Below are 14,436 nucleotides of genomic sequence, written 5' to 3' on the forward strand. Positions count from 1 at the left end.
TCTCCTAATCGAGGGCGGCGCATAACAGTGTTATACCCCGGGCCTGAATCTGTTCGCGCGCCTCTTTAGGCAGGCGATCATCTGTAATAAGGGTATGGACGCTGCCCCAGGGCAGTTCCAGGTTGGGTATTTTGCGGCCGATCTTGTCGGACTCGACCATCACAATCACTTCACGCGCGACATCGGCCATGACCCGGCTCAGACCCAACAACTCGTTAAAAGTTGTTGTTCCACGCTGCAGGTCGATCCCGTCAGCACCGATAAACAATTGGTCGAAGTCGTAAGAGCGCAGCACCTGCTCCGCCACCTGTCCCTGAAAGGACTCAGAATGCGGATCCCACGTGCCACCGGTCATCAACAGCACAGGTTCGTGCTCAAGTTCACTGAGCGCGTTGGCCACGTGCAAGGAGTTGGTCATCACCACCAGACCCGGTTGCAGGCCCAGTTGCGGAATCATCGACGCCGTGGTGCTGCCGCTGTCGATGATGATCCGCGCATGTTCTTTAATCAGGCCGACGGCCACACGGGCGATGGCTTGCTTATAGAGGGAGACAGGCTGAGGGACGTCACTCACCAGTTCTTGCGGCATGGTGATGGCGCCGCCATAACGACGCAGTAACAAGCCATTACTTTCGAGTGCCGCCAGATCCTTTCGAATCGTGACCTCGGAGGTTTCGAAGCGCTTGGCCAATTCATCCACACTGACTTCGCCCTGCTCGGTGAGCAAGGCCATGATGTTGTGTCTGCGTTGGGGGGTGTTGCGCTTCGACATGTTGGCTCTAAGTTTCGGTTCGAAAGATAACGAAAGCAATGAAACCCGATCTCGAAATTCACGTCAAGAATTTGTTGCAGATTATTTTGTGAATAACTCACTTTCGTCCCCTGCGGGCGGGGGTTTGGCGGGCGATAAATGGCAGATAAAACAAAGCCTTATCCACAGGTGATGGATAAGGCTTTGTGTAAGTCATTGATTTAAAACAGTTATACGATGACTTAAATGTGTAACAAAACAACCATTCTGAGCTGTGGATAACTGTTCTGTAGGCGCTGCCGAAGGCAGTGATCTTTCGATGAGTCAAAAGATCGCGAGGCAAGCTCGCTCCTACAGTGGGAGTTAACTTACGGCTTTGGTTGTTTCACCGGGCGTTTCCAGCCATCGATGTTGCGCTGGCGGGCACGGCCCACGGCCAATTGCTCGGCTTCAACATTTTGGTTGATGGTCGAACCGGCCGCAGTGGTGGCGCCATTAGAGATATCCACAGGTGCTACCAGCGAGTTGTTGGAACCGATGAACACATCCGCACCCAACACAGTTTTCCACTTGTTGGCGCCGTCGTAGTTGCAGGTGATGGTGCCCGCACCGATGTTGGTGCGCGGGCCCACTTCGGCATCGCCCAAATAGGTCAGGTGACCGCACTTGGCTTCTTCACCCAGGTGGGTGTTTTTCAACTCTACAAAGTTACCCACATGGGCGCGGGCGTCGAGCACGCTGCCCGGACGCAAGCGGGCGAAAGGACCGGCATCGCTGCCCTCGCCCAGTACCGCACCGTCAAGATGGCTGTTGGCTTTGACCACTGCACCTTTGCGCAAGGTGCTGTCTTTGATCACGCAGTTCGGACCAATCACCACGTCATCTTCGATCACCACGCGACCTTCAAGAATCACGTTGATGTCGATCAGCACGTCACGACCGACGGTCACTTCACCGCGCACATCAAAACGGGCCGGGTCACGCAGAGTCACGCCCAATGCCATCAGTCGACGGCCTTCACGCAACTGGTAATGACGTTCCAGCTCGCTGAGCTGTTTACGGTCATTGGCACCCTGCACTTCCATCGGGTCATGGGCATGTTCAGTGGCCACTACCAAGCCATCACTCACCGCCATAGCAATGACGTCAGTCAGGTAATACTCGCCCTGAGCATTGTTGTTCGACAGACGGCTCATCCAGTCAGCCAGGCGAGCGGTCGGCAAAGCCAGAATGCCGGTGTTGCCTTCGGTGATGGCTCGTTGCTCATCGGTGGCATCTTTATGCTCAACGATGGCGCTGACCTTGCCGGTGGCATCACGCACGATACGGCCATAACCCGTCGGGTCAGCCAGGTTCACGGTCAGCAGGCCCAGTTGCTCCGGGCTCACTTGCTTGAGCAGGCGCTGCAAGGTGTCGACTTCGATCAACGGTACGTCGCCGTACAGCACCAGCACATTTTCGGCGGTCAAAAATGGCAGGGCCTGCGCCACGGCGTGGCCGGTACCCAGTTGCTTGTCTTGCAGCACAAAGTTCAGGTCATCAGCGGCCAAACGCTCGCGGACCAATTCGGCACCATGGCCGATGACCACGTGAATACCGGTCGGCTTAAGTTGGCGGGCGCTGTGGATAACATGCCCAAGCATGGAATTACCGGCCACCGGGTGAAGGACCTTGGGCAGGGACGAACGCATGCGGGTGCCCTGGCCTGCGGCGAGAATAACGATATCGAGAGACATGACTGGCTACCAATCCTGGGTGGTCAGCGAATGCGACCAAAAGTAGTTCGCGGAAATGAAAAAAGGGTAGCCGAGGCTACCCTTTTTAATCAATCACACAATCAGCAACGGCTTAACCGCCGAACTTCTTGCGGATTTGCTGGACGGTGCGCAGCTGAGCTGCAGCCTCGGCCAGACGTGCGGCAGCAGATCCGTAATCGAAATCTGCGCCTTTTTCGTTCAGGGCCTTCTCGGCAGCCTTAACGGCTTCCTGAGCAGAGGCTTCATCCAGGTCGGCAGCACGTTGCACGGTGTCGGCAAGCACCTTGACCATGTTCGGCTGAACCTCGAGGAAACCACCAGAGATGTAAAACACCTCGGCTTCGCCACCCTGTTTGATCAGGCGGATCGGACCTGGGTTCAGACTGGTGATCAGCGGAGCGTGACCCAGAGCGATACCAAGATCACCCAGTGCACCGTGCGCAATCACCATCTCAACCAGACCGGAAAAGATTTCTCCTTCCGCGCTGACGATATCGCAATGGACTGTCATATTAGCCATCTGATTGCCTCAACCTGATTAGCGCCCGTTTCCGGGCGCCCGAATTACAGTTTCTTGGCTTTCTCGATCGCTTCTTCGATGCCGCCAACCATGTAGAACGCTTGTTCTGGCAGGTGGTCGTAGTCACCGTTGAGGATGCCTTTGAAGCCAGCAATGGTGTCTTTCAGGGAAACGTATTTACCCGAAGCACCGGTGAAGACTTCAGCCACGAAGAACGGCTGCGACAAGAAGCGCTGGATCTTACGAGCACGGTTTACCAACTGCTTGTCGGCTTCCGACAGCTCGTCCATACCCAGGATCGCAATGATGTCCTTCAGTTCTTTGTAACGCTGCAGCACGTACTGAACGCCGCGAGCGGTGTCGTAGTGCTCCTGGCCGATCACGTTCGGGTCCAGCTGGCGCGAAGTCGAGTCAAGTGGATCGACCGCTGGGTAGATACCCAGGGAAGCGATGTCACGGGACAGTACGACGGTGGCGTCCAAGTGGGCGAAGGTGGTCGCTGGCGACGGGTCGGTCAAGTCATCCGCAGGTACGTATACCGCTTGGATCGAAGTGATCGAACCTTCCTTGGTCGAAGTGATACGTTCTTGCAGAACGCCCATCTCTTCAGCCAGGGTCGGCTGGTAACCTACTGCCGAAGGCATACGGCCCAGCAGTGCGGATACTTCAGTACCGGCCAGTGTGTAACGGTAGATGTTGTCGACGAACAGCAGAACGTCGTTACCTTCGTCACGGAACTTCTCAGCCATGGTCAGGCCAGTCAGTGCTACGCGCAGACGGTTACCCGGCGGCTCGTTCATCTGACCGTAAACCAGCGCTACTTTGTCCAGTACGTTGGAATCCTTCATCTCGTGGTAGAAGTCGTTACCCTCACGAGTACGCTCACCCACACCGGCGAACACGGAATAACCGCTGTGCTCGATGGCGATGTTACGGATCAGTTCCATCATGTTTACGGTTTTGCCTACACCGGCACCACCGAACAGACCGACTTTACCGCCTTTGGCGAACGGGCAAACCAGGTCGATAACCTTGATGCCTGTTTCCAGCAGATCGTTGCCGCCAGCTTGCTCGGCGAACGAAGGTGCTGGACGGTGAATGCCCCAACGCTCTTCGGTGTCGATCGGGCCAGCTTCGTCAATCGGGTTACCCAGTACGTCCATGATCCGGCCCAGGGTCGCTTTACCGACCGGTACGGAGATGGCTGCGCCAGTGTCGACTACGTCCAGACCGCGCTTCAAGCCTTCGGTGGAACCCATCGCAATGGTACGAACTACGCCGTCGCCCAGCTGCTGCTGAACTTCCAGAGTAGTTTCCGCGCCTTGTACTTTCAGCGCGTTGTAGATGCTCGGTACGCTGTCGCGTGGAAATTCCACGTCGATAACGGCGCCGATGATTTGAACGATACGTCCGCTACTCATAGCTGGATCCTCTGAATATTTGAACCGTTAAACCGCGGCAGCGCCGCCGACGATTTCCGAGATCTCTTGGGTGATCGCAGCCTGACGCGCCTTGTTGTAGACCAGCTGCAAATCGCTGATCAGATCACCGGCGTTATCGGTAGCGTTTTTCATCGCGATCATCCGCGCCGCTTGTTCAGCTGCGTTGTTCTCGACCACCGCCTGGTACACCTGCGACTCCACGTAACGCACCATCAAGCCGTCAAGCAGCTCTTTGGCGTCTGGTTCGTAGAGGTAGTCCCAGTGGTGCTTGAGTTCCTGATCCGGGGTCGCCACCAGTGGAATCAATTGCTCCACGGTTGGCTGCTGGGTCATGGTGTTGATGAACTTGTTGGATACCACGGACAGGCGGTCAATCCGGCCTTCCAGGTACGCATCCAGCATCACCTTCACACTGCCGATCAGATCATTGATCGACGGCTCTTCACCCAGGTGGCTGATAGCTGCAACGACGTTACCGCCGAAGTTACGGAAAAAGGCCGCACCCTTGCTACCAACAACACACAGATCAATCTCGACGCCGTTATCGCGGTTTACCGCCATGTCCTTGACCAGGGCCTTGAACAGGTTGGTATTCAAACCACCGCACAAACCACGGTCACTGCTCACAACCACATAACCCACACGCTTAACTGCGCGGTCGATCATGAATGGGTGGCGGTATTCCGGGTTGGCGTTGGCCAAATGCCCAATAACCTGGCGGATGCGCTCCGCATAAGGACGGCTAGCAGCCATGCGCATTTGTGCCTTGCGCATTTTGCTGACCGCCACTTTTTCCATGGCGCTGGTAATTTTTTGCGTGCTTTTGATGCTCGCAATCTTACTGCGAATCTCTTTTGCGCCTGCCATGTAACACCTATCAGGTTAGCAAGCGGGAGCCTTGCGGCTCCCGCTGCGGCTTACCAGGTTTGGGTGGCCTTGAACTTCTCGATACCGGCTTTCAGGCCAGCGTCGATTTCGTCATTGAAGTCACCCTTCACGTTGATCTTGGCCAACAAGTCGGCATGATCGCGGTTGAAGTAAGCAATCAGCGCTTGTTCAAAGCTGCCGACCTTGGCGATTTCGACGTCAGTCAGGAACCCACGCTCAGCGGCATACAGCGACAACGCCATGTCAGCGATCGACATTGGGGCGTATTGCTTCTGCTTCATCAGCTCGGTAACGCGCTGACCATGCTCAAGTTGCTTACGGGTCGCTTCGTCCAGGTCAGAAGCGAACTGGGCGAATGCGGCCAGTTCACGGTACTGAGCCAGAGCGGTACGGATACCACCGGAGAGCTTCTTGATGATCTTGGTCTGAGCGGCACCACCCACACGGGATACCGAAACACCGGCGTTCACTGCAGGGCGGATGCCCGAGTTGAACATGGCCGATTCCAGGAAGATCTGACCGTCGGTGATGGAAATCACGTTGGTCGGAACGAACGCGGAAACGTCGCCAGCTTGAGTTTCGATGATCGGCAATGCGGTCAGGGAACCGGTTTTGCCGGTCACTGCGCCATTGGTGAACTTCTCTACGTAATCTTCCGAAACGCGGGATGCGCGCTCCAGCAGACGGGAGTGGAGATAGAACACGTCGCCTGGGTAAGCTTCACGGCCTGGTGGACGGCGCAGCAGCAGGGAAATCTGGCGGTAAGCCACAGCTTGCTTGGACAGATCGTCATAAACGATCAGCGCGTCTTCACCGCGGTCACGGAAGAACTCACCCATGGTGCAACCGGCGTAAGGAGCCAGGTATTGCAGCGCAGGCGATTCAGAAGCACTGGCAGCCACGATGATCGTGTTTTTCAGTGCGCCGTTTTCTTCCAGCTTGCGAACCACGTTAGCGATGGTCGATTGCTTCTGACCGATAGCTACGTAGACACAGAAAATGCCGCTGTCTTTCTGGTTGATGATCGCGTCGATCGCCAGAGCGGTTTTACCGATCTGACGGTCACCGATGATCAGCTCACGCTGGCCACGGCCGACAGGGATCATGGCATCGACAGCCTTGTAGCCAGTCTGTACAGGCTGGTCTACCGACTTACGCCAGATCACGCCTGGAGCAACTTTCTCGACCGCGTCGGTCTCGGTGTTGCCCAGAGGACCTTTGCCGTCAACTGGGTTACCCAGTGCGTCGACTACGCGACCCAGCAGTTCCTTACCAACAGGAACTTCCAGGATGCGGCCAGTGCACTTGGCGCTCATGCCTTCAGCCAGAGACTGGTAAGCGCCCAAAATTACGGCACCTACGGAGTCTTGCTCCAGGTTGAGGGCCATACCGAAGACGCCGCCCGGAAACTCGATCATCTCGCCGGACATTACGTCGGCCAGACCGTGAATCCGCACGATACCGTCAGATACGCTGACGACAGTGCCTTCGTTACGGGCTTGGGAGGTCACATCGAGCTTGTCGATGCGGCCCTTGATAATTTCACTTATTTCGGAAGGATTGAGTTGCTGCATTGCTCTGCTGCCCCTTCAAACTCAAGATTTCAATGCTTCGGCAAGATTCGCGAGTTTGCCGCGAATCGAGCCATCGATAACCAGGTCGCCGGCGCGAATGACAATGCCCCCAATGAGGGACTTGTCTTCCGCAACTTGCAGGCGCACTTCCCGGTCGAGTCGTGCACTGAGAACCTTGGCGAGTTTGTCTTGCTGTTCTTGGTTCAATGCGAAAGCACTGGTCACTTCAACATCTACCGACTTCTCTTGCTCGGCCTTGTACAGGTCAAACAGAGCGGCGATCTCCGGCAAAAGCAGGAGACGGTCGTTTTCTGCAACGACGTGGATGAAGTTCTGCACTTTCACATCAAACTTGTCGCCGCACACGTCAATAAACGTGGCGGCCTTTTCTGCGCTCGTCAGTCGCGGGGCCTTGAGCACGCGCTGCATCGTGTCGTCTTGCGACACCGCTGCAGCCAGGCCGAGCATGGCTGACCAAGAGGCCAGTTGCTGGTGGGCCTGGGCGTGCTCGAAGGCTGCCTTAGCGTAAGGTCGGGCCAACGTGGTCAATTCTGCCATGATCGCCCTCGCTTAAATTTCAGCAGCCAGTTTATTAACCAGCTCCGCGTGCGCGTTTTGATCGATTGTGGCACCCAGGATCTTCTCTGCGCCTTCAACAGCCAAGCCACCCAATTGGGCACGCAGGGCGTCTTTGACGCTGTTCAGTTCCTGTTCGATCTCGGCCTGAGCCTGAGCCTTCACACGGTCAGCTTCAACGCGAGCCTGTTCACGGGCTTCGTCTACGATCTGAGTACCGCGTTTCTTGGCTTGCTCAATGATTTCAGCTGCTTGAGCCTTAGCTTCGCGCAGTTGTTGACCCGCTTTATCTTGGGCCAACTCCAGGTCACGAGCTGCTCGGGTAGCAGCGTCCAGTCCAGCCGCAATCTTCTTCTGACGTTCTTGCAATGCCGCGATGACCGGAGGCCACACGAACTTCATGCAAAACAGTACAAAAATGAAGAACGCAACGGACTGGCCAATCAGGGTTGCATTAATGTTCACGCCAACACCTCGCTCGTTCGTTGTCCATCACTCTAATCAACTCGAAAATTCGAGTGATTAGCCAGCGAGTTGACCAACGAAAGGATTAGCGAAGGTGAAGAACAGTGCGATACCAACACCGATCATGGTTACGGCGTCGAGCAGACCGGCAACGATGAACATTTTAACTTGCAGCATTGGAACCATTTCTGGTTGACGCGCTGCGCCTTCCAGGAACTTGCCGCCCAACAGGCCGAAACCAATTGCGGTACCCAGTGCACCCAGGCCGATCAACAGTGCAACAGCGATAGCGGTTAGACCAACTACAGTTTCCATCTTTCCTCCCGACTTTTACGTCGTATGGTTTAGGTTTTTAGATTAAAGCGGTAAAACAAAATCAATTTGCTACACCCTCTCGCCGAAACGAGAGGGGCACCAGACTCGCCGAAACGGGTCTTAGTGGTTCTCTTCGTGCGCCATCGACAAGTAAACGATGGTCAACATCATGAAGATGAACGCTTGCAAGGTGATGATCAGGATGTGGAATACAGCCCACGCCCATTGCAGCACCACGCCCAGACCGCTAAGCCAAAGCAGGCCGCTGCCGAACATTACGGCGATCAGGATAAATACCAGTTCGCCAGCGTACATGTTGCCGAACAGACGCAGTGCCAGCGAGATTGGCTTGGCAATCAGCGTCACGAATTCGAGCAGGAAGTTCACCGGAATCAGCAGCGCTTGAACCAGGATGTTCTTGCTGCCGAACGGGTGCAGGGTCAGTTCGCCGATAAAACCGCCGATGCCCTTGATTTTGATGCTGTAGAAGATGATCAACGCGAATACCGACAGGGCCATGCCCAGGGTAGCGTTAGGATCGGTCGTCGGTACGGCACGGAACGGGAAGTGCTCATCGCCAGTGATCAGGATGGCCAACTGTGGAATCCAGTCAACCGGGATCAGGTCGATGACGTTCATCAGGAATACCCAGACGAAAATGGTCAGCGCCAGCGGAGCAATCACGGCGCTACGGCCATGGAAGCTGTCTTTTACGCTGCCATCAACGAATTCCACCAGCACTTCAACGAAGTTCTGCAGTGCGCCTGGTTGACCGGAAGTTGCCTTCTTGGCCGCCATGCGGAAAATGAAGATAAACAGCAAGCCTACGAATACAGACCAGCCGAGGGTATCGACGTGGAATGACCAAAAGCCCATTGCTTTAGCTTCTGCAACGGTGTGAGCAAAGCCCCAGCCGCCATCAGGTAGCTGCCCGAAGGTCAGGTTCTGTAAGTGGTGCTGGATATAGCCCGAAGCGGTTGTTTCTGCCATGGTTGCCTCAAACGCCCTAAGGTCTCGAAAGTGTTGTTCTCATTAGCAGGGGAGCGAACCAGCTGACCAATTGGGTCAACACGAAGACGCCGAATACAGCTAGCGGCGCCAATGGCTTCACACCTGCAAACGTCAGCGCGAACAGCACTGCCGTCAAAATTAATTTGCCCGCCTCGCCAGCGTAAAACGACCGGACGATGGCTTGCGCTGCTCGAGCGCCGGTAAACCGGAAAGCTCTGTGAGCAAAGTACACATTGGGTAGCAAAGCGATCAGGCCTCCGCAGAGTCCTGAGTATCCGGCTACAACTCCCTGCCATTGCCAGAGCCCCAGAGCAGCCAGCAATAAAACGACAAATTGAGCCAGCAAAACCGGAAAAACCGCCAAGCGATGGAATGGCAAGCGGTTTGGCGTGCGTGTCTCCATCACAACTGCTCCTCAATGGTCGGCTGCCAAAAGCTAAAACTTGGCATAATTTGTGCCGACAAAATGCGCGCAGAGTATAGGGGCGCTGAAGCCCCTATTCAACTGTCAGGTAGTGATTTCCGACTGCGCGCTACACAGGAAATGTTTCAGCGGATGTGAGCAAGCACTCCTTGAAGCTCATCAAGGGAGTTGTAACCAATCACTAATTGGCCTTTTCCCTTCTTTCCGTGGCGGATCTGCACCGCAGAGCCTAGGCGCTCGGCCAGACGCTGCTCCAGGCGAGTGATATCGGGATCGGCTTTAACCGGTTCAGCAGGCTCTTGTTTACCGCTCAACCACTGGCGAACCAAGGCTTCGGTCTGGCGTACGGTCAGACCACGTGCGACAACGTGTCGCGCCCCCTCGACCTGTTTGTTGTCCGGCAAACCGAGCAATGCCCGCGCATGGCCCATTTCGAGGTCACCGTGGGACAGCATGGTTTTGATCACTTCGGGCAATGAAATCAGTCGCAACAAGTTAGCCACAGACACCCGGGACTTACCCACAGCGTCGGCCACTTGTTGTTGAGTCAGCTGAAACTCTTGCTGCAAGCGTTGCAAGGCAATCGCTTCTTCGATCGGATTCAGGTCTTCACGCTGAATGTTTTCAATCAGCGCCATCGCGATAGCGGTTTCATCCGGTACATCACGCACCATCGCCGGGATGGTGTCTTTACCGGCCTGTTGGCTGGCGCGCCAGCGACGTTCACCGGCGATGATCTCAAAACGGTCGCCAGCGATCGGACGCACCACGATCGGCTGCATCACGCCCTGGGTCTTGATCGAGTTCGCCAGTTCTTCGAGCGCTTGCGGGTCCATGTCGCGACGAGGCTGATATTTGCCGCGCTGGATCAGGTCCAGGGGCAAATGCTGCAGTTCGCTTTGATCGACCTTGACGGCCTGCTCTTCCAGCGAGCTGACCGTAGGACCACTCAGGAGTGCATCCAGTCCACGTCCTAGACCTCGTTTCTTGACGGCCATGGAATATCCTTAAGTTGGCTGAGCAGTGCGGGAGGTGCGACGTTGACGACGAACCAGCTCGCCGGCCAGGGCAAGGTAAGCAATCGCGCCACGGGAGTTTTTATCATAGGCCAATGCCGGCATGCCGTAACTCGGCGCCTCGGCCAGACGAATGTTTCGCGGAATCACCGTGTCGTACAACTGCTCACCGAAGTGTTCTTTGAGCTGGGCCGACACATCGTTCATCAGGCTCAGGCGCGGGTCGTACATGGTCCGCAGCAGGCCTTCGATTTTCAGATTCGGGTTAAGCAACTCGGCGATGCGCTTGATGTTATCCACAAGGTCGCTCAAGCCTTCGAGGGCGAAGTACTCGCACTGCATGGGGATAATTACCCCATCGGCAGCCACCAGGGCGTTCAAGGTCAGCATCGACAACGACGGCGGGCAGTCGATCAGGATGTAATCGTAGCTTTCACGCACCGGCGCCAGCGCTGTACGCAGACGGCTTTCTTTCATCTGCATTTCGAGCAGTACAACTTCGGCTGCTGTCAGGTCACGGTTGGCCGGCAACAGCTGGTAACCACCGTGCTCGGAGACGTGCATGGCCTGAGCCAGGTCGCATTCACCGATCAACAGGTCGTAGACCGAATTCTCAAGACCATGTTTATCCACACCGCTGCCCATGGTGGCGTTGCCTTGTGGATCAAGGTCGATCAACAGGACGCGCCGCTTGGTCGCGACCAGCGATGCTGCGAGGTTGATACAGGTGGTGGTTTTACCCACACCACCTTTTTGGTTCGCTATTGCGAATACCTTAGCCATTCTTGCTTGCGTTCCCAATCATGCCGTTCGGCGCAGTATCAGCAGATGGCGTTGGCCTTGGCAACCTGGAACGGTCAAGGCGTGTTCGCTATCTAGACGAAAATCAGACGGCAATGCTACCAGCTCATCAGCCGGATGAACGCCCTTCATTGCCAACCAGCGTGTTTCGCTGTTGCCCAGGTGCCGCGTCCAGTTGGTGAAGTTCTCCATGCTACTGAAAGCCCTGGAAACAATTCCGTTGAACGCCTGCTCAGGCTGAAACTCTTCTACGCGACTGTGGATAACTTGCAGGTTGTCCAGTTTGAGCTCGAGTTTAACCTGGGTCAGAAAGCGGGTTTTCTTGCCGTTGCTGTCCAGGCAGGTCACTTGCGACTCAGGAAACAGGATCGCCAACGGAATACCCGGCATCCCCCCGCCACTGCCCACGTCCAGCCAGCGGCCGTTTTCGATAAACGGCATCACGCTCAGGCTGTCGAGCAAGTGACGCGAAACCATTTCGTCGGGGTTACGCACAGCCGTGAGGTTGTAGGCCTTGTTCCATTTTATCAACAGGGCCAGATAGCCCAGCAGCAGCTCGTGCTGGGTTTCGGTCAAAGCGACGCCCAGTTGGCGTGCACCTGTTGATAACTCTTCAGCGTGTTGTGCGGTAACCAGCGAACTCAAGCGTTTTGCTCCAACTTGCGGCCAGCGCCGCGTTTTTTCAGGTGAATCATCAACAGGGAAATCGCCGCCGGGGTCACACCGGGAATTCGCGAAGCCTGGCCCAGCGTCTCGGGGCGTGTTGCACCGAGTTTGCTCTGGATCTCTTTGGACAACCCGGAAATGGTCGTGTAATCGATATCCACAGGCAGTTTGATATTTTCACTGGCGCGAAGACGTGCAATCTCGTCCTGTTGACGGTCGATGTAGCCCGCGTACTTGGTTTTGATCTCAACCTGTTCAGCGACCAGCGGATCGCTTGCCCCTTCACCGGTCACTTCGACCAGACCGGCGTAGTCGATTTCCGGACGCGTCAGCAAACTGAGCAAATTGTATTCATGGGTCAACGGTGTGCCAAATTTGGCCGCAATCGCTTCACCTTGCTCAGTCCCCGGGCGTACCCAGGTGCTTTTCAGGCGTTGTTCTTCCAGGGCAATGCTTTCGCGCTTGGTGCAGAACGCCGCCCAACGGGCGTCATCGACCAAACCCAGCTCACGACCTTTTTCGGTCAGGCGCATATCGGCGTTGTCTTCACGCAGGATCAAGCGGTATTCGGCGCGGGAAGTAAACATCCGGTACGGTTCTTGAGTCCCCAGGGTAATCAGGTCATCAACCAATACACCGATGTAGGCTTCATCGCGACGCGGGCACCAGGTGTCTTTGCCCTGTGCAAGCAAGGCTGCGTTGGTTCCGGCGAGCAAACCTTGTGCCCCCGCTTCCTCGTAACCGGTGGTGCCGTTGATTTGCCCGGCAAAAAACAAACCGCCGATCACCTTGGTTTCGAGGCTGTATTTCAGGTCGCGCGGGTCGAAATAATCGTATTCGATGGCATAGCCAGGTCGCACGATGTGGGCATTTTCCATACCGCGGATCGACTGCACGAGTTGCAACTGAACATCAAAAGGCAACGAGGTCGAAATGCCGTTCGGATACAGCTCATGGGTGTTCAAACCTTCCGGTTCGATAAACACCTGATGGCTTTCCTTGTCAGCAAAACGATGAATCTTGTCTTCAATCGACGGGCAGTAACGCGGGCCAATCCCTTCGATCACACCTGAGTACATCGGCGAACGATCGAGGTTGGACGCAATGATTTCGTGGGTGCGCGCATTGGTATGGGTGATCCAGCAGCTGACTTGAGTCGGATGCTGTTCTTTGTTGCCCATGAACGACATGACCGGGATCGGCGTGTCACCCGGTTGTTCAGTCATCACCGAGAAATCAACCGAACGGCCATCAATGCGCGGCGGAGTGCCGGTTTTCAAGCGACCGACACGCAAAGGCAGTTCACGCAGACGGTGTGCCAGGGCAATCGAAGGTGGATCACCGGCGCGTCCGCCCGAGTAATTCTGCAAACCGATGTGGATAAGTCCACCCAGGAACGTTCCGGTGGTCAAAACCACCGAGTCAGCCAGAAAACGCAGGCCCATCTGGGTCACAACACCGCGTACTTGATCGTTTTCAACAATCAGGTCATCTGCCGCTTGTTGAAATATCCACAGGTTCGGTTGGTTTTCCAGAATTTCGCGTACCACCGACTTGTAAATAGCGCGGTCGGCCTGTGCGCGGGTTGCACGTACGGCCGGGCCTTTACGGCCATTGAGTACGCGGAACTGGATACCGCTTTTATCAGTCGCTGTCGCCATCGCGCCGCCGAGGGCATCGATTTCTTTAACCAGATGGCTTTTACCAATCCCGCCGATCGCAGGGTTGCAGCTCATATGCCCGAGGGTTTCCACGTTGTGGGTCAACAGCAGGGTTTTTACACCCATGCGTGCTGAAGCAAGTGCAGCCTCGGTTCCGGCGTGACCGCCACCGATGACGATCACTGCAAAACGGGAAGGGAAATTCACCACGCACCTCGTGCCTGTTACTAGGGGTTTTTTGGATAGACCGCGAAGTATAGGGACTTCGCCTTCCTTAAAGAACCCTTTGCACAAAATTTAACCAGCTTGTGGATAAGGCAAGATAGAAAAATAAATAAAGAAGAAATTTATTAAAGCTTTGTTTTTATGTTTATTTCTATAGCGGCACCTTTCTGTGGATAGATTGCTAAGAGCCTTATTTTACGTACTGTACAGAGATTCAAAAGTCTGTGGTCATGTGGCCATGAGGGGCGTGAATAAGTGCGTTAAGCCTGTGGGTAAATGATAACGTTATCCACAGAGGGGTTTGTCTTCAGTTTTCGAGCCCACTTACCCACTGAGCTAAGGGC

Annotated in this window: 15 protein-coding genes; all 15 read right to left on the reverse strand. The window is 55.5% G+C overall.

Annotated features, from left to right (window positions below; genetic code table 11):
* Positions 1-4 precede the first annotated feature (4 nt).
* Positions 5-772 (reverse strand): DeoR family transcriptional regulator, encoded by a 768-nt coding sequence (locus QMX84_RS06080; RefSeq protein WP_282363400.1) that lies wholly within the window; start codon positions 770-772, stop codon positions 5-7.
* A gap of 347 nt (positions 773-1,119) precedes the next feature.
* On the reverse strand, positions 1,120-2,487 hold the full coding sequence (gene glmU, locus QMX84_RS06085) for a bifunctional UDP-N-acetylglucosamine diphosphorylase/glucosamine-1-phosphate N-acetyltransferase GlmU (protein WP_262124109.1): 1,368 nt from the start codon (positions 2,485-2,487) through the stop codon (positions 1,120-1,122).
* Between the two features lie 112 nt (positions 2,488-2,599).
* Entirely contained in the window at positions 2,600-3,028 is a 429-nt protein-coding gene (locus QMX84_RS06090; RefSeq protein ID WP_153338308.1) for a F0F1 ATP synthase subunit epsilon, read from the reverse strand.
* Positions 3,029-3,072: 44 nt separating this feature from the next.
* Positions 3,073-4,449: a F0F1 ATP synthase subunit beta gene (gene atpD / locus QMX84_RS06095; protein ID WP_017135118.1), complete on the reverse strand. Its 1,377-nt coding sequence runs from the start codon at positions 4,447-4,449 to the stop codon at positions 3,073-3,075.
* A gap of 27 nt (positions 4,450-4,476) precedes the next feature.
* Positions 4,477-5,337 (reverse strand): F0F1 ATP synthase subunit gamma, encoded by an 861-nt coding sequence (atpG, locus tag QMX84_RS06100; RefSeq protein WP_048373555.1) that lies wholly within the window; start codon positions 5,335-5,337, stop codon positions 4,477-4,479.
* A gap of 50 nt (positions 5,338-5,387) precedes the next feature.
* A complete protein-coding gene (gene atpA, locus QMX84_RS06105) occupies positions 5,388-6,932 on the reverse strand; it encodes a F0F1 ATP synthase subunit alpha (RefSeq protein WP_048373556.1) in 1,545 nt (514 codons plus the stop codon).
* Positions 6,933-6,953: 21 nt separating this feature from the next.
* On the reverse strand, positions 6,954-7,490 hold the full coding sequence (locus QMX84_RS06110) for a F0F1 ATP synthase subunit delta (RefSeq protein WP_048373558.1): 537 nt from the start codon (positions 7,488-7,490) through the stop codon (positions 6,954-6,956).
* A 12-nt stretch (positions 7,491-7,502) separates the two neighbouring features.
* Positions 7,503-7,973: a F0F1 ATP synthase subunit B gene (locus tag QMX84_RS06115; RefSeq protein ID WP_262124104.1), complete on the reverse strand. Its 471-nt coding sequence runs from the start codon at positions 7,971-7,973 to the stop codon at positions 7,503-7,505.
* A 57-nt stretch (positions 7,974-8,030) separates the two neighbouring features.
* A complete protein-coding gene (atpE, locus tag QMX84_RS06120; RefSeq protein ID WP_002555987.1) occupies positions 8,031-8,288 on the reverse strand; it encodes a F0F1 ATP synthase subunit C in 258 nt (85 codons plus the stop codon).
* Between the two features lie 120 nt (positions 8,289-8,408).
* A complete protein-coding gene (gene atpB, locus QMX84_RS06125) occupies positions 8,409-9,278 on the reverse strand; it encodes a F0F1 ATP synthase subunit A (RefSeq protein WP_048388206.1) in 870 nt (289 codons plus the stop codon).
* A gap of 16 nt (positions 9,279-9,294) precedes the next feature.
* Positions 9,295-9,702: a F0F1 ATP synthase subunit I gene (locus tag QMX84_RS06130; RefSeq protein ID WP_123750613.1), complete on the reverse strand. Its 408-nt coding sequence runs from the start codon at positions 9,700-9,702 to the stop codon at positions 9,295-9,297.
* Between the two features lie 146 nt (positions 9,703-9,848).
* Entirely contained in the window at positions 9,849-10,721 is an 873-nt protein-coding gene (locus QMX84_RS06135; RefSeq protein WP_048373567.1) for a ParB/RepB/Spo0J family partition protein, read from the reverse strand.
* Between the two features lie 9 nt (positions 10,722-10,730).
* Positions 10,731-11,522, reverse strand: coding sequence for a ParA family protein (locus tag QMX84_RS06140; protein ID WP_153334523.1), 792 nt, complete (start codon positions 11,520-11,522; stop codon positions 10,731-10,733).
* Positions 11,523-11,540: 18 nt separating this feature from the next.
* Entirely contained in the window at positions 11,541-12,185 is a 645-nt protein-coding gene (gene rsmG, locus QMX84_RS06145; protein WP_262124103.1) for a 16S rRNA (guanine(527)-N(7))-methyltransferase RsmG, read from the reverse strand.
* On the reverse strand, positions 12,182-14,074 hold the full coding sequence (gene mnmG, locus QMX84_RS06150) for a tRNA uridine-5-carboxymethylaminomethyl(34) synthesis enzyme MnmG (RefSeq protein ID WP_262124102.1): 1,893 nt from the start codon (positions 14,072-14,074) through the stop codon (positions 12,182-12,184). The genes rsmG and mnmG overlap by 4 nt, the downstream gene beginning before the upstream one ends.
* Positions 14,075-14,436: the final 362 nt, after the last annotated feature.

Source organism: Pseudomonas sp. PS01297 (assembly GCF_029959305.1).
In the GTDB taxonomy this organism is placed as follows: domain Bacteria; phylum Pseudomonadota; class Gammaproteobacteria; order Pseudomonadales; family Pseudomonadaceae; genus Aquipseudomonas; species Aquipseudomonas helleri.